This is a genomic window from Pseudoalteromonas sp. SWXJZ94C (assembly GCF_015864385.1).
Taxonomy (GTDB): domain Bacteria; phylum Pseudomonadota; class Gammaproteobacteria; order Enterobacterales; family Alteromonadaceae; genus Pseudoalteromonas.
On sequence record NZ_JADYXF010000063.1, the window covers coordinates 1 to 17827 of the forward strand.

A 17827-nucleotide genomic window follows, 5' to 3' on the forward strand; every position below is an offset into this window, starting at 1 on the left:
AAAAAGCAGTTAGCTTATGAGCAACTGACCATTTAATCTAGCCAAAACAAGTTATGCACTTACAATTTGAATCTAGGACACATAAAGACTTAGGTTAAAAAATTTAGTGGATCAACTTCACTGTGTAAGTCGATCCAAGTTTACTTTAGCTAAACTAACCTTTTTAACTCGCTGCAATTTCCCATACCACAATAGAACCAGATATTTCATTCCCAACGATTAAAAGTGCATTTCCTGTTGCGCTTTGCTCTGCTGGAACGAATACCATCCCTTCAGGTGCTAAATCGCCTGTAATATTAGCGCCTTTAATTAAGCCCCTATTGTAGAAGTAGTCTTCAAATTGCACATTGTATGGATTAGTAATGTCGTAAACCATAATGCCGCCCATACGCTCTAAACCAATAAAGGCAAATGTACGATCGCCAATTTCACCAATAGTCAGCGCTTCGGGCTCTGCGCCTTTATCATCTGAGCGAGAATCACCTTTGTTTTCATCTTCATCATTATTAAATGATTCACCATGCACAGATGCTGTTATACGTGCTATATCGTCACCTGAATCAAAAACCACCAGCGCGTTGCTATCCCTAATAGTAAACGAACGTGCACCATAAGCATAAAGCGATTCGTATTGTCCATCGTTGTTGGTATCGCCTTTTATTGTTGTTACTTTTAAGCGACCAATATCATCATCGTCATTATTTAAATAATCAAAGTTACTAGCAAGCGTTAGATCTTCAACGCGGCTTTCATCTATATAAGCTAAGCAGCCATCGTCTTCATCGTAATCAAGTCCGCCCTTTGCTATACAGTCTGCTTCATTCGTTGTATCAAAAAAGTATTCTCTTGCGTCACCTTCGTTGGCAGTGACTATAAAGTTAGCGCCTTTCCAACTAAAGCTTGAGATAGTGTCGGGCTGGTACATACCATAGAGCCCTGGATATGATTTAAAATTAACGCCGCCATCTTTATCTGAGGCATCAAGTTGTAAGCTTGACCAATCTTTAAAGCCTAAGCCCTTTAGCTCAAAGCTGTTGTCTTGTAGGTTAACTATTGCAAGTGCATTATTTTCTTGAATAGATACATAAGCGTATTTGTTATCTTTAGAAATGCTAACGTACTCGGGCTCTAAATCCATAGCCACAGTTGTATTTATTAGATTACCGTTAATAGTACGACCATTTGGGTTTGCAAAAACTACCCCTTGCGTTTCTAGATCGGCTTGTTTGTTGTTATAGGCTTTAAAATCAATATTTATTGCCGTATCGGCTATTACATTATTTGTTATATCGATAATACTAATAGAACCTTCAGGATCTACGCTGTAGTCGCCACTTGGTTCACCTTCGTTAGCAACCACTGCCTTTGCGCCATCATGGGTGAACGTCACCATGTCTGGTAAAAATCCGACCGTTACATTTTTAATAAATACAGGTGAGTCGCCGCTTATATCGTAAAAAGCAATTTGACCTGCATCACCCGTGCTTTCAGCAGCCATTGCAACCGCTAGTAAATGATTGTTTTCATCAATAGCAATGCTGTTTGCATCGCCTTGGGTGTGCTCGTTTAAAGGCAACGTAATGACCGAGGTTAAGTTTGTGGCGTTTATAACCCCTTCGTTATCTTTAACGAGTGCGGCAGTATCAAAGGTGTCGGCGGGTAAAATATTAACAACAGCGTCATCGCCTGAACTGTTAATAGCGTAAATCCATTTTTTAGATGTTTGATATGCAACTATTTCAGCTGCACCTTCTGGGCTTTGTGCATTTAATACACCTCTACCCACAAGGTTAATGTTTAATGCTGAGTTTGCATTTATACCATTTAACCCGTTAGTTCCATCTGTGCCTTGTTCTCCCTGTAATCCTTGAGAGCCGTTTTGACCATCGTCACCATCAAGTGAGCAACCCGTAAAAACAGATATAAGTGAAAGCGCAATAATTGATTTTTTAAACATGTAATTTTCCTTAGTATTATATTTGCTAAATATCAACACACAGGCATGACAAGATTATGGCAGTTTTAATACAGCCCCTTAGTCTAAGTAATTAGCTTATACGCTAGCGGAGTTATTAAAATTAAAGCGACCGTATAACCAAGCATTTTTACAGTCGGGGGATAATCTCGTTTAATTGCAACTCCTAGCAAAGGTCTAAGTATATCAATATATGGTGCAGCAACTACTAGGTGAAGCCGCTTCAATTGAAGAAAGTGAGCAGCAAACAATATCGACCATAAATCGCTTATTAGTTAAAAAGCTCGGAAAGGAATTCATTATAAAAATAGAGGATGTTGATTGGCTTGAATCGTCGGGTAATTATGTAAACCTACATATAGGCTCACGTATATATCCTTTAAGGGCAACGCTTACAGCATTAAGCAAACAACTTGAAGTACAGGGGTTTTGTAGAATTCACCGCAGCCATGGCGTAAAACTCGATAAAGTGGAGTCCATTACACCACTCCCCAGTGGCGACAGCGAAATAAAACTAACAACAGGTAAAGTACTTAATCTATCTAGACGCTATAAAGAGTAATTTAAACTTCAGTTAAAATAAAAAAGGCTACCTAAGTAGCCTCTATTGTTATTTTTTAACTGGGCGTTTCCAACCTGTTAAATTACGCTGTTTAGAGCGTGCTATTGCTAATTGGTCATCTTCAACGGTACTGGTGATCACAGAGCCGGCACCAACAGTTGCCATTGCACCAATGTTTACTGGGGCAACGAGTGATGAATTAGAACCAATAAAGGCGTTATCGCCAATAATGGTTTTTGCTTTATTAACGCCATCATAGTTACAAGTAATAGTACCAGCGCCAATATTCACTTTTTCGCCAATTTCAGCATCACCTAAGTAACTTAAATGGTTAGCTTTAGAGCCTTTGCCTAAACGGGTTTTTTTCATCTCAACAAAGTTACCAATGTGCGAGTCTTCTTCCATTACAGCGCCTGGGCGAAGGCGAGCATAAGGACCAAGCGTACATTTATCTGCAACTGTGGCATCTTCAATTAGGGTATTAGCTTTAATAATAACGTTATCGCCAATGCTACAATTTTTAAGTACACAGTTAGGACCAATTTGTACGTTGTTACCAAGCGTGACTGTGCCTTCAAAAATAACGTTTACATCGATAAGTATATCTTCACCGGTGGTAACTGTTCCACGCACATCAATACGCGCAGGATCAGCAAGTGTTGCACCATTTAACATTAGCTCTTCTGCTTGCCATGCTTGGTAAGCGCGCTCTAAGCCTGCAAGTTGTACGCGGTTATTTGCGCCCTCAACTTCCATTGCATGGTCTGGCTGAGCTGAAGTAATTTCTACGCCTTCACTATGAGCCATTGCAACGATATCTGTTAAGTAGTACTCGCCTTGTGCATTATTGTTAGATAAGTTACCTAACCATGTTTTTAATAGCTTACCGTTAACAGCCATAATACCGGTGTTTACTTCGTTGATTAGTAACTGCTCTGGGCTTGAATCTTTTTGCTCAACAATACCGACTAACTTACCGTCAACACGAAGCATTCGACCATAGCCATTTGGGTTTACCAAATTTACGGTTAATACAGCTAAACCATTTTTAGGTGTTGCAGCTAATAAACGCTCTAATGTTGATTGTTTTGTTAGTGGTACATCACCGTATAAAATTAATACCGTGTCTTCATCATTAACATGAGAGTTGGCTTGCGCTACTGCGTGACCAGTACCAAGTTGTTCAGCTTGAAGTACCCAATTTACATTGTTATCGGCAAGTTCTTGTTGTAATAGTTCGCCGCCGTGTCCGTAAACTAGATTAGTAGTTGTAGCACCTAATGCCATTGCGTTATCAATAACATGCTGCACCATAGGCTTATCAGCAATTTTATGAAGTACTTTAGGGAGTGCAGAGCGCATACGAGTACCTTTACCCGCAGCAAGAATTACCGTTGTTAATGCCATTAAAACAATTTCCTTTTTCCGTTGTTTTAGTTAAATAAGAGTCGTTTTACTAGCCAGTAAGACTACGTAAATCACTTCCTGTGCAAATACCCAGTAGTTTAAGTTTTAACTACTGAATCTTAACTGAAACCAATATTCACTCGACTGTATTACGTTATTGTAACGAGGATTGAGCAAGGATATAAGTCAAAAAAAGCTTATAGCAGCTATAAAGGTGAATTATATTTATATTACCAATAATAATATTCTGATAAATATTACAGGCACAAAAAAGCCCACATAAAGTGGGCTTTTAAAAACCGAGTAGGCTTACTTATTACGTAATAACTGAATAACACGTAACTGAGCAACTGCTTCTGCCAGTTGCGTTGCCGCTTGTTGATAATCAAACTCAACAGCTGACGAATTCGCCATATGTTCTTCAGCTTCACGTTTAGCTTTTTGTACTGAATCTTCATCTAAATCTTCACCACGAATCGCAGTATCTGCAAGAATCGTGATGTGATTTGGTTGAACTTCTAATGTACCGCCAGCAACGTATATCACATCTTCGTGACCAAATTGCTTAACTAAACGTACCATACCAGGTTTAAGGGCAGTTAGTAGTGGAGCATGACCTAGGTTTACACCTAGTTCGCCTTCACTACCAGATACTTGAATCGATTCAACAAGACCAGAGAACAAGCTCTGCTCTGCGCTTACTACGTCAAGATGTACAGTCATAGCTGTCATACTACCCTCCTAGTTACATGCCTTTGGCTTTTTCTTGAGCTTCTTCAATAGAGCCAACCATGTAGAACGCTTGCTCTGGAAGGTCATCAAACTCGCCGTTTAAAATGCCTTTAAAGCCAGCAATTGTATCTTTTAGTGATACGTATTTACCAGACGCGCCTGTAAACACCTCTGCCACGAAGAATGGCTGAGATAGGAAACGTTGGATTTTACGTGCACGAGATACAAGTTGCTTATCTTCGTCAGAAAGCTCGTCCATACCTAGGATTGCAATGATGTCTTTAAGTTCTTTGTAACGCTGAAGAACTGTTTGAACGCCACGTGCTGTATCGTAGTGCTCTTGACCAATTACTTGTGGGTCAAGTTGACGTGAAGATGAATCAAGTGGGTCTACCGCTGGGTAGATACCAAGTGATGCGATATCACGTGAAAGTACTACTGTTGCGTCTAAGTGAGCAAAGGTAGTTGCTGGAGATGGATCCGTTAAATCATCCGCAGGTACGTATACCGCTTGGATTGATGTAATTGAACCAGTCTTAGTAGAAGCGATACGCTCTTGAAGCACACCCATTTCTTCAGCAAGTGTAGGCTGGTAACCTACCGCTGATGGCATACGACCAAGAAGTGCAGATACTTCTGTACCAGCAAGTGTATAACGGTAAATGTTATCTACGAAGAAAAGTACATCGCGACCTTCGTCACGGAACTTTTCAGCCATAGTAAGACCTGTTAACGCTACGCGTAAACGGTTACCAGGAGGCTCGTTCATCTGACCGTATACAAGCGATACTTTATCAAGTACGTTTGAATCGTTCATTTCATGGTAGAAATCGTTACCCTCACGTGTACGCTCACCAACACCTGCGAATACTGAGTAGCCGCTGTGCTCGATTGCGATGTTACGGATAAGTTCCATCATGTTTACAGTTTTACCAACACCGGCACCACCGAATAAACCAACTTTACCACCTTTAGCAAACGGACATACAAGGTCGATAACCTTGATACCAGTTTCTAAAAGTTCAACTGAACTTGATTGCTCTTCGTATGAAGGCGCTGCACGGTGAATAGACATACGGTCTTCTTCGCCGATTGGACCCGCTTCATCGATTGGCTCACCAAGTACGTTCATGATACGACCAAGTGTTGCTTTACCAACTGGAACTTGAATCGATTCACCTGTATTCATAACTAAAGCACTACGACGTAAACCATCAGTAGTACCCATAGCGATAGTACGCACTACACCGCCACCTAGCTGTTGCTGGACTTCTAGAGTCAAACCAGCTAAATCGCCATCTGTTACTCTTAGTGCGTGGTATACCGCTGGCACGCTATCTTGTGGAAATTCAATATCCACAACGGCGCCGATAATTTGGACGACCTTACCTAAACTCATGTCTATTCCTCTCGTTAATCTTTACCCGAAGCATTAAACTGCTGCTGAGCCAGAACAAATCTCACTAATTTCTTGTGTGATTGCTGCTTGGCGAGCCTTGTTATAAACAAGCTGTAGCTCGTCCATAAGGTCACCTGCGTTATCAGTTGCAGCTTTCATTGCAACCATACGAGCAGCCTGTTCAGAGGCAGCATTTTCTACCACACCTTGGTATGCTTGAGACTCAATAAAGCGTACTAACAAAGACTCTAAAATAGCCTCTGGGTTTGGCTCGTATAAGTAATCCCATGTGTGAGCAGATACTTCTTCTTCAGCTTTTGGCAAAGGGAGTAACTGATCTATAATTGGCTCTTGCTTCATGGTATTAACGAATTTGTTATATACCAAGAATAAACGGTCTATTTTGCCTTCAGAAAATGCATCAAGCATTATTTTTACAGGACCAATAACGTCTTGTACTGAAGGTTTATCTCCTAGGCCCGCTTTTTTAGCGAGTAGTTGACCACCGAAACGTTGAAAGAAACCAGCTGCTTTACTACCTAAAGTAGCAAATTCAGCATCAACACCTTTTTCTTTCCACGCTTTAACATCAAGTGCAACTTTCTTAAACTCGTTTGAGTTTAGACCGCCACACAGACCACGGTCTGTAGAGATAACAATATAACCAACTCGTTTCACTTCACGTTCTTTTAAAAACGGGTGAGTAAAATCAAGATTTGCTTGAGCAACACGACCAATTACTTCACGTAATTTGTCAGCGTATGGACGGCTTGAAGCAACGCGTTCTTGCGCCCTTTTCATTTTAGACGCAGCAACCATTTCCATTGCGCTAGTGATCTTTTGAGTATTTTTAATACTCCCGATCTTGCTTTTAATCTCTTTTCCGCTAGCCATGACTCTCTCTCCGAATCAAGGTGTGCTTTAGAAAACTAAAGCGCACCATTAATAACTAAATTACCAAGTTTGCGTAGACTTGAACTTCGTTAGAAGTTCTTTAAGCTGCGCTTCGATCTCGGCATTCAAGTTACCAGTTTCATTGATTTGAGCCACAAGCTCTGCGTATGTGCTACTTGCATAAGAAAGTAAAGCAGCTTCAAAGTCACCGATTTTCGCGATTTCGATATCTTGAAGGAAGCCTTTTTCAGCAGCAAATAACGACAAAGACATATCAGCAACAGACATTGGCGCGTACTGTTTCTGCTTCATTAGCTCTGTTACACGCTCACCATGCTCAAGTTGAGCACGAGTTGCATCGTCAAGGTCAGACGCGAACTGCGAGAACGCAGCTAGTTCACGGTACTGAGCTAGGGCTAGACGAATACCGCCACCTAGTTTCTTAACGATTTTAGTTTGTGCAGCACCACCAACACGCGATACCGAAATACCAGCATTTACTGCCGGACGGATACCTGAGTTGAATAGGTCAGTTTCTAAGAAGATCTGACCATCGGTGATAGAGATAACGTTAGTCGGTACGAACGCAGAAACGTCGCCGCCTTGAGTTTCAATGATTGGCAATGCCGTCAATGAACCAGTTTTACCTTTCACTTCACCATTGGTGAACTTTTCAACGTAATCTGCGTTTACACGCGATGCACGTTCTAAAAGACGAGAGTGAAGATAGAATACGTCACCTGGGTATGCTTCACGGCCTGGTGGACGCTTAAGTAGTAATGAAATTTGACGATAAGCAACTGCTTGCTTAGACAAATCATCATATACGATTAATGCGTTTTCACCACGGTCACGGAAGTATTCACCCATAGTACAGCCCGCGAACGGTGCTAAGTACTGAAGTGCCGCAGATTCAGAAGCAGATGCAACAACTACGATAGTATTTGCTAGTGCACCATGCTCTTCTAATTTACGAACTACGTTTGCAATAGTAGACGCTTTTTGACCAATCGCAACGTACACACACTTAACGCCTGTGTCTTTTTGATTGATGATTGCATCGATTGCTAGAGCAGTTTTACCTGTTTGGCGGTCACCAATGATAAGTTCACGTTGACCACGACCAACTGGAATCATAGCATCAATAGATTTATAACCAGTTTGAACTGGCTCATCTACAGATTTACGCTCGATTACACCTGGTGCAATTTTTTCTACAGGTTCAAACCCGTCATTATCTAGAGCGCCTTTACCATCGATTGGAGCACCTAGTGTGTTTACAACACGACCAAGTAGACCAGGACCAACAGGAACTTCTAAAATACGACCAGTTGTATATACTTTTACGCCTTCAGTAAGGTCAGCGTAAGGACCCATTACTACTGCACCAATTGAGTCACGCTCAAGGTTTAGTGCGATAGCATAACGGCTGCCAGGAAGCTCAATCATTTCACCTTGCATACAGTCAGCAAGACCGTGGATGCGGATGATACCGTCAGTAACAGATACAATAGTACCTTCGTTACGAGCTTCACTTACAACTTCGAACTTCTCAATACGTTGTTTGATCAGATCTGAAATTTCAGTGGAATTAAGTTGCATGCTCTTTTTCCCAATTACGATTGTAGTGTTGTGGCTAAGCGGTTTAATTTACCGCGAATAGTGCCGTCGATTACAGTGTCACCAGACCTAATAATAAGTCCACCAACAACTGACGCGTCTTCACTACAATTCAGCTTAACTTTGCGTGCGAAACGTTTTTCAAGTACCGCTACCAATGACTCTTGTTGCGCAGCAACAAGAGGAGTTGCAGAAATCACATCAACTTCGATTTCTTTATCGTATTCTGCTTTAAATTCAGCAAATAACTGTGCAACCTCAGGTAGAGCGATCAAACGTCCATTTTCAGCCATCACCTTAACTAGGTTCTGACCTTGTTCGTTGAGCTGCTCAGCACAAAGTTGAATAAATAATTCAGCTTGTGCAGTAGCTGTAGGCATACTCGCTAAAACAGATGATGCTTGCTCATTGCTGGCTACATGGCCTGCAAAGAACAACATATCGTTCCAGCTTTCAAGAGTGCCTTTCTCAACGGCAAGTTCAAAAGCCGCTTTAGCGTATGGGCGAGCGATAGTAGTCAAATTAGACATGCTCATACCCTCCTAATTACAGCTCAGCGACAAGTTTTTCAACGATGTCACTATGTGCGGCTTGATTAATTTCACGCTCTAAAATACGTTCTGCACCAATCACAGCCAGCGTTGCTACTTGTTTACGTAGCTCTTCTGTTATGCGATTACGTTCAGACTCAACTTCAGAGTGCCCTTGAGCAATGATACTTTCACGCTCTTGCTGACCACGAAGTGTTTCTTCGTCAACAATTAGCACTGCACGCTTTTTAGCTTGATCAATGATATCAGCCGCTTGAGCTTTTGCATCTTTAAGCTGTTCAGCAGCTTTCTTTTGCGCAAGTTCTAAGTCTTTTTCGGCTCTATCAGAGGCAGCTAAACCATCTTCGATTTTTTTCTGGCGAGCTTCAATTGCACCGTTTAGTGGTGGCCATACGTATTTCATACAAAATAATACGAACACCGTAAACGCAATCAATTCACCGATAAGAGTGGCGTTTAAATTCACAACCGCTCCTCCTTAAATAGTAAGCTGTTCAAAAAATAAAATTAAAGTACGAACAACAATACCATAGCGATACCAACACCAATCATTGCTACAGCATCGATTAGACCAGCAAGGATAAACATTTTAACTTGTAGCGAAGGTGCAAGCTCAGGTTGACGCGCACATGCTTCAAGGAATTTACCGCCCATGTTACCAAAACCGATTGCTGTGCCGATTGCACCAAAACCAATTAGTAAAGCTACTGCGATGTACTTAATTGCTTCAGGCATTGATAATACTTGTTCCATTTTTTTCTCCAAAGTTTCAATTGTAAATTAAAGTTAAATATTAAAAGTTATAAAAATTAAAGTTATAAATTAGTGATTATCTGAGCTTGCCATGCTTAGGTATACAATCGTTAGCATCATAAATAAGAATGCTTGTAATGTAATAACTAATATGTGGAATACTGCCCAAACAAAATGCAATGGTAATTGCATAAAACCGATAGCGCCGATCAAGATGAAAATCAACTCACCCGCATATAAGTTACCAAACAAACGTAATGCTAATGAAAACGGTTTAGAAACGAGTGCAATCAGTTCAAGTAATAAGTTAAATGGTATCAAAATAATTTGAACCAGCATGTTATTTGAGCTGAACGGATGAAGCGTTAACTCTTTAATAAACCCGCCAATGCCTTTTATTTTGATTGAGTAACCAATCATCAAAATAAATACACCTAGCGCTAGCGCTGAAGTCATATTGATATCAGTAGTAGGTACAATTTTCATGTACACATCGTGTGAATCCATACCAAATGCAGTTTCACCAACGAAACCTGCAAATGCTGGTAAAAAGTCAACTGGGATTAAATCCATTAAGTTCATTAAGAACACCCAAACGAAAATCGTTAAGGCTAATGGTGCAATAAGCTTGCTTCTACCATGGAAAGTATCGCGTACGTTGTCACCAACGAATTCTACGATTATTTCAATAAAACACTGAAACTTACCAGGTACACCTAGTGTTGATTTTTTAGCGGCACTACGGAAGATCCATAAAAATAATAGACCTAATCCGATAGACCATGCGAGGGTATCTATATGCCATGTCCAGAAACCACTATCCGTACATGCTTTGTTGAAGGCGAGACCTGTATCGGTCGAACACATCTTAGCATTGGTCAAATGGTGCTGGATATGGCCAGATAGAGTAACTTCTTCTGCTGCCATGTTATATCCCAAAAGTTAATGTTTAAAAAAAACGGGTGCAAACAATCCAGTAAATAGCGCAAGTATATAAGTACTAAAAAAAGGTAATAATATTACCGGAAACGACTTTAGAACCAGCGCAAACAATATGATTGTTAGCATAAATTTTAATCCGTTGCCGCGCTTTAACGAGGCATACGCTTGATTTGCTCGACTAGCACCCATATATCTGAATGCATAGAGCGCAAATACAAAGTGTGGAAGTACTGCAACAACTCCACCAGCAAGTGATGAAAGTGCGGCATTGACTCCCGAACTTAAAAAAATAATTACAGCAGCAATTAATGCTACAACACCCTGAAGGCAAATTAACTTTAATACGGCAAGTCTATATGGACTCGCTAACTTATTAGTCACGGTTAGTTAACCTTTATTGCGTTCTAATTGTTAGGGTGTGAAAACTGGCGAAATTATACTTAATCCTGCCAGTTTTGCAACTTGAGTAGACGTTTTGTAACACGAAATAGTTACAAATGTCTCTTTTTAGACATGTATAAAACTAATGGTGGGTATTGTCTTGATTAATGCGGTTTAAAATGCCGTCAAGTTCGTCTAAATTAGTATAAGAAATAACAAGCTTACCTTTGCCTTTTTTATTGTAATTTATTTCTACTTTGGCACCTAAATTTTCAGCTAGTTGTTGCTCTAACTGTTTAACATCTGGGTCTTTTTCTGTTATTTCTTTCGCTGGCACAGGTTCTAGAATTGAGCGAACTAGCTTTTCGGTTTCACGAACAGTAAGTGCTTTAGCAACAGCTAAACGAGCCGCATCTGATTGTGCCTCACCTTCAAGAGCCAATAAACAACGAGCATGCCCCATTTCGATGTCACCATGTTCTAACAGAATTTTTACATCACTATTTAAATTATTTAAGCGTAGTAAATTAGTCACCGTTGTTCGTGATTTACCTACCGCATCGGCTACTTGCTGATGTGTTAGCTCAAATTCTATAAGTAAACGATTAAGTGCAACGGCTTCTTCCATTGCATTTAAATCTTCACGTTGAATATTTTCAATTAATGCAATTGCAACAGCGGCTTCATCTGGCACGTCTTTAATAATACACGGTACAGTATCAAGCTTAGCTATTTGCGCTGCACGCCAACGACGTTCACCAGCAATAATTTCAAAACTATTGTGAGCCACGGGGCGAACAACTATTGGCTGAATAATACCTTGAGAGCGAATAGAGCTTGCTAGTTCTTCAAGCGCCTCTTCAGACATATCTTTACGAGGCTGGTATTTACCCGAATGTAAAAACTCGATAGGAAGCTTTTGCAATTCACTATTATTAGCTGCAGCTTTTTGCATAGCTTCAGTCACGTTTGATGTGTCTTGTTCCTTGCTTACGCTTGGTGCAGGTTTTGACGAACTTAAAAGCGCATCGAGTCCTCGGCCTAGACCTCGTTTTTTAGCAGACATGTTATTTTTTTACCTCAAAGTTAGGCGACAACGGACGCTGTTTTTTCTTTTCTGCGTAACATTTCGCCAGCAAGTGCTAAATAAGCTTTAGCGCCACTTGATGCCCGGTCATAGTACATAGCAGGAGTACCAAAACTTGGTGCTTCCGCTAAACGTACATTACGTGGGATTACAGTACGGTATACTTTATCACCAAAATGTTGTTTTAGTTGTTCTGACACATCATTTGCTAATCGATTACGCGGATCGTACATAGTACGAAGTATGCCTTCGATTTGTAATTTAGGATTAACTAATCTAGCAAGTTGTGTAATCGTATCCATTAATGCAGTTAACCCTTCTAATGCGTAATACTCACATTGCATTGGCACTAAAATAGAATCAGCAGCAGCCATTGCATTTACAGTTAACATATTTAGAGAAGGTGGGCAGTCAATAAAAATAAATTCGTACTGGTCCTGAATTTTTTCGAGCGCATTGCGAAGACGTACTTCACGAGCAAATAACTCCATCAATTTAACTTCTGCAGCGGTTACATCACCGTTTGCAGCTATCATGTGGTATTCACCTGATGTCTCTTTAATAATAACGTCTTCGATAGGCTTATCTTCAATAAGTAAGTCATAAATAGTTGGCACATCGCCATACTTATCTACGCCGCTACCCATAGTTGCATTACCTTGCGGGTCTAGATCAATTAACAGCACTTTACGTTTCGTTGCAGCCATAGACGCAGCGAGGTTAACAGCAGTTGTAGTTTTACCCACTCCGCCTTTTTGATTTGCTAATGCGATGACTTTTGCCACAGTGTCTCTGATCCCTAGTCTTTAGAAAGAATAATTAAATGTCGTTGTGCATCTAATTTAGGTACTTCTAATGCAATTTTTTTCTCAAACTTAATGCCTTCAGGTAGCGACTCTAGCTCTTCACTAGGGAATATACCTTTGAGGGCTATAAATTTACCTGAATTATCAATTAAGTGTGAACACCATTTTACCATGTCTTGCAAAGAGGCAAATGCACGACTTAGTACGCCGTCTAATTTAACACTTGGTTGATATTCTTCAACTCTTGACTGCACAGGGGTGACGTTATCAAGTCCAAGCTCATGTTTCACGTGCATTAAAAATCGAACACGTTTGCCTAAACTATCTAATAGCACAAAATGCGTATCAGGTAATGCAATAGCTAATACAATGCCTGGTAAGCCAGGACCCGTACCAACATCAATATAATGATGACCGGGTAAATGAGGTGCAACAACTAAACTATCCATAATATGCTTAATCATCATTTCTTCAGGTAAGCGTACTGAGGTTAAATTATAAGCTTTGTTCCATTTATCTAATAACTCGACGTAACGAACCAGCTGCTGCTGTTGTTTTTCTGTTAGCGCAATATCAGTTTGCGCTAACAATGTAGTTAATTGTTGCTTTAACACTATGTACCCTTACTGTTACGCAGATTTGCGCAACAAGCCTTGCTTCTTCAGATACACTAATAATAGCGAAATCGCCGCTGGGGTGATACCAGAAATACGCGATGCTTGACCAATAGTGTCAGGACGAGACTCAATAAGCTTGGCAACTACCTCATTTGACAACCCAGATACGGTTTTATAATCAAACTCTTTAGGTAAAATAGTCTCTTCATGACGAAGCTGTTTATTGATCTCATCTTGTTGGCGCGCAATATAACCAGCGTACTTAGTATGGATCTCAACTTGCTCTAATGCTGCTTTATTTGTAAATTCAGATCCTAAACCTTCAATAGCCATAAGATCGTTATAACGAACTTCAGGGCGACGAAGAAGTTCTTCTAAACTAGCTTCACGTGTTAATGGTGTTTTTAGTAATGCGTTAACTTGATCCACAACGGCATGATCTTTATGGATCCAAGTATCTTTAATGCGTTGTTTCTCTTTTTCAACTACTTCCATTTTTTCGTTAAATGCCTGCCAACGTTCATCGTTAACTAGTCCTAGTTCACGACCTTTTTCAGTTAAGCGAATATCTGCATTATCTTCACGAAGTAATAAACGGTATTCAGCACGGCTGGTAAACATTCGGTACGGTTCTTTTGTACCAAGTGTTGCTAAGTCGTCGATTAATACACCCACATAAGCTTCATCACGACGTGGTGTCCAAGAATCTTTACCTTGTACTTTTAACGCTGCATTCATGCCTGCAATTAAGCCCTGCGCACCAGCTTCTTCATAACCGGTAGTACCATTAATTTGACCAGCAAAAAATAAGCCTTCAATAAATTTAGTTTCTAAAGACTGTTTTAAATCACGTGGGTCAAAGTAATCATATTCAATTGCATAACCAGGTCGACAAATATGTGCATTTTCAAAACCAGTAATCGACTGCACAATTTCAAGTTGTACGTCAAATGGTAAACTAGTAGAAATACCATTCGGATATAATTCGTATGATGTTAAACCTTCTGGTTCAACAAAAATTTGATGTTTATCTTTATCAGCAAAACGAACAATCTTATCTTCAATTGAAGGGCAGTAACGTGGACCAATACCTTCAATTACACCCGAGTACATAGGTGAACGATGTAAATTTTTACGAATAACATCGTGTGTTTTTTCGTTTGTGTAAGTGATGTAACACGGTATTTGTTGTGGGTGATCAGCTTGCTTACCCATAAATGAAAATACAGGGGTAGGTGTATCACCTGGTTGTGCTTCCATTTTAGTAAAATCAACAGTACGTGCATCAATACGTGGTGGAGTACCAGTTTTTAAACGATCTACTCTAAACGGATGTTCACGTAAGCGATCAGCTAAGGCAATCGAAGGGGGATCTCCTGCACGACCACCTTTGTAGTTTTCTAATCCAATATGAATTAAACCACCTAAAAAAGTACCTACAGTCAAAACTACGCTTGGGGCACTAAAACGTAAACCCATCTGAGTAACTACGCCTGTAACACGATCGTTTTCAACAATAAGATCATCACACGATTGTTGAAAAATCTTTAAGTTTTCTTGGTTTTGTAACGTTGTTTGAATAGCCGCTTTGTACAAAGCGCGATCAGCCTGTGCTCGAGTTGCACGAACAGCTGGTCCTTTAGAAGAATTTAACGTACGAAATTGGATCCCGCCTTTATCAATGGCCTGTGCCATTGCACCGCCTAGCGCATCAATTTCTTTAACCAAATGACCTTTGCCAATGCCACCAATTGCTGGGTTACAAGACATCTGACCAAGGGTATCCATATTGTGAGTTAGCAGCAGGGTATTCATTCCCATGCGAGCAGCTGCTAATGCGGCTTCAGTGCCAGCATGTCCACCACCGACTACGATAACGTCAAAATTTTCGTGAAAAATCATTTATGGGATCCTACTTAAATCAAACCAGTAAACTTCAAAGGGGAGCGTATTCTACCTAGAAATTATCAGAAGATAAATGATTAAACAGTGCTCAAGATCTAAGTGGGTGATCTCTAATAATATAAAGGATCTTTTAAAGAGATCTTTTATTACTATTACTACTACTGATCGACTTTTCTGTTGATAAGGTTTAGATCTTTATTTAAAACATGGAATTAGATCAGATCTAAAGGTGTTAATATGATCGGATCATCAGGCGAATAAGCTCTGATCAAAAAGGTACTTTATGCACAGGCCTACATCAGTCGGATCTTATCCCATGGATAAGCATGCTTTAAAAAACAGTTTAAACATTAGTTATCCACAAAACTTATTAAATTATTAGTAAATTGTGGGTAACTTTATTAATGTTTTTTAGCTTGATCTCTCTATTTTAAACCTGTTTTAGCTATCCAAGAGTCTAACCAAGCTAAAGCAGTGTCTTCTGGAAGCGCTTCATCAGTAATATTAAGCTCTAACCGTTCTGCTACTCTTATTGCTTTTTTATCTGTTAATAACGCATCTATATTGCGCCCAGCAAGGTTATAAGTGTCATAACTGGTATCACCTAAGGCAATGACTGAATATTTTAAATTAGATAAATCATCAGTTTGAGCTAAATCATCAACAAAGTTAATGAGGTTCTCAGGATAATCACCTGCGCCATAAGTAGAGGTACAAATTAACCAAATCGTATTGTGTTGATCAATATCACTAAACACTGGTTGATCATGTAGTTGTGTATCAATACCTTGATTATTTAGCTCGTCACTTAGTTGCTCTGCAACATACTCGGCTGATCCCATTTGACTACCAACGATAATATTTACTGAACTCATGAATATTAGTGATCACATTAGTTTTAATTAACGCATATGATAACTGAGTGAGCATAACAGTAAAGTTAAGACTGCTTTTTTGTATAACTAATTTTGCTGTAAATTTATACTAACGCATATGAAGCTATTTAAGTTATTGATTAAATTGAGGTTAACAATTTATATTTAAATGTAATCTTCTGATCAACTTGTTGATAAGGTTGGGGAAAGCTTTGCTTAAGTTGATTATTTAATTGCTTTTTTATTTCTAAGTTATTGATTTTATAGATAGGAAAGTGCAAGGGATGATAGTATTTTATTTTTAATCACCTGTTGATCATAATGTGGATATAAAGCTTGTTGATAACTCTAAATTTAGATCCAAAATAATTTTATTAAATGATCTAAAAAGGTAGATCTAATGAAATTAATTTAAAATAGGCTGATAAACAGATCAATTAATATTGATCGTGAGCTTTTTATGACCGAGTTACCTAATTTTGTCATTTATTTTAGCTAAAAATTAGCAATTGTGGATAAGTGATCGAAATATTTTTAATTTAATGCATATTTAGATCACTTATTTTTATGTATTTTAGTAAGTGAATTGAAAAAAACGACTTTGTAAGTGTTATTTTCAATTTCAAATATTGCTATATTTTTCCTAGATACGCTAAATTAAACTTTGTATTTGTCCTATTAGAATAAAAATACAGCTCAAAAACTCTTTTTTTGTTTCGTAGATAAGTTGTTTATTATCCAAAATTTAGGTTAATTTATGCTTTTACACAGATAAAAAAAGTGACAAATACTCAGATATTTATGCATTATTAGGCTAAAAAAAGCATAAAACACACGGTTTTAATTGATGAAATGAACTGTTTTTTAATCAATAAAGAGGCAGTTTACTAAAAAATATCAGTTTAAAAGCTCTTATATCATCACAAAAGCAACTAGGTGAAGTGCTTAAAAGCTAAATAATATATTTAAAGTTTTAAACTTTGGAGATGTTTTTGAAGTCTTATGAAGCGGTTTTCAAATCTTCAAATCTGAAGATAGTTTATTAAAAAAAGTTATTTATTATATTTCCTAGATTCAAATTGTAAGTGCATAACTTGTTTTGGCTAGATTAAGTGGTCAGTTGCTCATAAGCTAACTGCTTTTTCTCCGGCAAGAGATTTTACAATGAGGCATTACAAACAACTGACCTATGCGCAAAGATGCCAGATCGCCGTTCTAAAGAAAAGTGGTTTTACGCAACAAAGTATTGCTGAGCTAACTAATTTATCGCAATCTACGATTTCAAGAGAGCTTTCTAGAAATACAGGTAAGCGAGGTTACA

The 17827-nt window shown here is 39.0% G+C and carries 17 protein-coding genes and 1 pseudogene; 2 read left to right on the forward strand and 16 right to left on the reverse strand.

The features are described from left to right. Positions 1-163 precede the first annotated feature (163 nt). Complete coding sequence (locus I6F65_RS19350; protein ID WP_197114460.1) at positions 164-1957, reverse strand: choice-of-anchor I family protein; 1794 nt, start codon at positions 1955-1957, stop codon at positions 164-166. A gap of 199 nt (positions 1958-2156) precedes the next feature. Between I6F65_RS19350 and I6F65_RS19355 the strand changes: the two are divergent. Beyond that, a pseudogene (locus I6F65_RS19355) lies at positions 2157-2537 on the forward strand (LytR/AlgR family response regulator transcription factor); the annotation flags it as partial. A gap of 48 nt (positions 2538-2585) precedes the next feature. Here the strand turns inward: I6F65_RS19355 and glmU are convergent. From glmU to mioC, 15 genes are all read right to left on the reverse strand, one after another. Then, complete coding sequence (gene glmU / locus I6F65_RS19360; protein WP_024611286.1) at positions 2586-3944, reverse strand: bifunctional UDP-N-acetylglucosamine diphosphorylase/glucosamine-1-phosphate N-acetyltransferase GlmU; 1359 nt, start codon at positions 3942-3944, stop codon at positions 2586-2588. A gap of 309 nt (positions 3945-4253) precedes the next feature. After that, positions 4254-4676, reverse strand: coding sequence for a F0F1 ATP synthase subunit epsilon (locus I6F65_RS19365; protein ID WP_024611287.1), 423 nt, complete (start codon positions 4674-4676; stop codon positions 4254-4256). Positions 4677-4689: 13 nt separating this feature from the next. After that, on the reverse strand, positions 4690-6075 hold the full coding sequence (atpD, locus tag I6F65_RS19370; protein ID WP_024611288.1) for a F0F1 ATP synthase subunit beta: 1386 nt from the start codon (positions 6073-6075) through the stop codon (positions 4690-4692). A gap of 33 nt (positions 6076-6108) precedes the next feature. Continuing rightward, positions 6109-6969: a F0F1 ATP synthase subunit gamma gene (gene atpG, locus I6F65_RS19375; RefSeq protein WP_024611289.1), complete on the reverse strand. Its 861-nt coding sequence runs from the start codon at positions 6967-6969 to the stop codon at positions 6109-6111. 60 nt (positions 6970-7029) lie between these two features. Next, the gene (gene atpA, locus I6F65_RS19380; protein ID WP_024611290.1) at positions 7030-8571 is read right to left on the reverse strand and encodes a F0F1 ATP synthase subunit alpha; all 1542 of its coding nucleotides are present in this window, start codon (positions 8569-8571) and stop codon (positions 7030-7032) included. Between the two features lie 14 nt (positions 8572-8585). Beyond that, the gene (gene atpH, locus I6F65_RS19385) at positions 8586-9119 is read right to left on the reverse strand and encodes a F0F1 ATP synthase subunit delta (RefSeq protein WP_197114462.1); all 534 of its coding nucleotides are present in this window, start codon (positions 9117-9119) and stop codon (positions 8586-8588) included. Positions 9120-9135: 16 nt separating this feature from the next. Continuing rightward, complete coding sequence (gene atpF / locus I6F65_RS19390) at positions 9136-9606, reverse strand: F0F1 ATP synthase subunit B (RefSeq protein ID WP_004335264.1); 471 nt, start codon at positions 9604-9606, stop codon at positions 9136-9138. A 41-nt stretch (positions 9607-9647) separates the two neighbouring features. After that, complete coding sequence (gene atpE, locus I6F65_RS19395; protein WP_166421269.1) at positions 9648-9875, reverse strand: F0F1 ATP synthase subunit C; 228 nt, start codon at positions 9873-9875, stop codon at positions 9648-9650. Between the two features lie 87 nt (positions 9876-9962). Continuing rightward, positions 9963-10820: a F0F1 ATP synthase subunit A gene (gene atpB / locus I6F65_RS19400; RefSeq protein ID WP_166421263.1), complete on the reverse strand. Its 858-nt coding sequence runs from the start codon at positions 10818-10820 to the stop codon at positions 9963-9965. 15 nt (positions 10821-10835) lie between these two features. After that, on the reverse strand, positions 10836-11216 hold the full coding sequence (locus I6F65_RS19405) for an ATP synthase subunit I (protein WP_024611294.1): 381 nt from the start codon (positions 11214-11216) through the stop codon (positions 10836-10838). Between the two features lie 142 nt (positions 11217-11358). Continuing rightward, a complete protein-coding gene (locus tag I6F65_RS19410) occupies positions 11359-12282 on the reverse strand; it encodes a ParB/RepB/Spo0J family partition protein (protein ID WP_024611295.1) in 924 nt (307 codons plus the stop codon). Between the two features lie 20 nt (positions 12283-12302). Then, complete coding sequence (locus I6F65_RS19415) at positions 12303-13088, reverse strand: ParA family protein (protein WP_024611296.1); 786 nt, start codon at positions 13086-13088, stop codon at positions 12303-12305. A gap of 14 nt (positions 13089-13102) precedes the next feature. After that, complete coding sequence (gene rsmG, locus I6F65_RS19420) at positions 13103-13723, reverse strand: 16S rRNA (guanine(527)-N(7))-methyltransferase RsmG (RefSeq protein ID WP_024611297.1); 621 nt, start codon at positions 13721-13723, stop codon at positions 13103-13105. 15 nt (positions 13724-13738) lie between these two features. Next, entirely contained in the window at positions 13739-15628 is a 1890-nt protein-coding gene (gene mnmG / locus I6F65_RS19425; RefSeq protein WP_197114464.1) for a tRNA uridine-5-carboxymethylaminomethyl(34) synthesis enzyme MnmG, read from the reverse strand. 428 nt (positions 15629-16056) lie between these two features. After that, positions 16057-16506: an FMN-binding protein MioC gene (gene mioC, locus I6F65_RS19430; RefSeq protein ID WP_024611299.1), complete on the reverse strand. Its 450-nt coding sequence runs from the start codon at positions 16504-16506 to the stop codon at positions 16057-16059. A gap of 1164 nt (positions 16507-17670) precedes the next feature. Between mioC and I6F65_RS19435 the strand changes: the two genes are divergently transcribed. Further along, the coding region (locus I6F65_RS19435; protein ID WP_197114466.1) for a helix-turn-helix domain-containing protein at positions 17671-17827 on the forward strand (157 nt) is incomplete at its 3' end.

Excerpts from the sequence above, each read along its gene's own strand:
- atpH (WP_197114462.1), bottom strand. The coding sequence starts at position 9,119 with ATGTCTAATTTGACTACTATCGCTCGCCCATACGCTAAAGCGGCTTTT.
- I6F65_RS19365 (WP_024611287.1), bottom strand. The coding sequence starts at position 4,676 with ATGACAGCTATGACTGTACATCTTGACGTAGTAAGCGCAGAGCAGAGC.
- mnmG (WP_197114464.1), bottom strand. The coding sequence starts at position 15,628 with ATGATTTTTCACGAAAATTTTGACGTTATCGTAGTCGGTGGTGGACAT.
- mioC (WP_024611299.1), bottom strand. The coding sequence starts at position 16,506 with ATGAGTTCAGTAAATATTATCGTTGGTAGTCAAATGGGATCAGCCGAG.
- atpD (WP_024611288.1), bottom strand. The coding sequence starts at position 6,075 with ATGAGTTTAGGTAAGGTCGTCCAAATTATCGGCGCCGTTGTGGATATT.
- atpB (WP_166421263.1), bottom strand. The coding sequence starts at position 10,820 with ATGGCAGCAGAAGAAGTTACTCTATCTGGCCATATCCAGCACCATTTG.
- glmU (WP_024611286.1), bottom strand. The coding sequence starts at position 3,944 with ATGGCATTAACAACGGTAATTCTTGCTGCGGGTAAAGGTACTCGTATG.
- atpA (WP_024611290.1), bottom strand. The coding sequence starts at position 8,571 with ATGCAACTTAATTCCACTGAAATTTCAGATCTGATCAAACAACGTATT.
- atpG (WP_024611289.1), bottom strand. The coding sequence starts at position 6,969 with ATGGCTAGCGGAAAAGAGATTAAAAGCAAGATCGGGAGTATTAAAAAT.
- atpE (WP_166421269.1), bottom strand. The coding sequence starts at position 9,875 with ATGCCTGAAGCAATTAAGTACATCGCAGTAGCTTTACTAATTGGTTTT.
- I6F65_RS19350 (WP_197114460.1), bottom strand. The coding sequence starts at position 1,957 with ATGTTTAAAAAATCAATTATTGCGCTTTCACTTATATCTGTTTTTACG.
- I6F65_RS19410 (WP_024611295.1), bottom strand. The coding sequence starts at position 12,282 with ATGTCTGCTAAAAAACGAGGTCTAGGCCGAGGACTCGATGCGCTTTTA.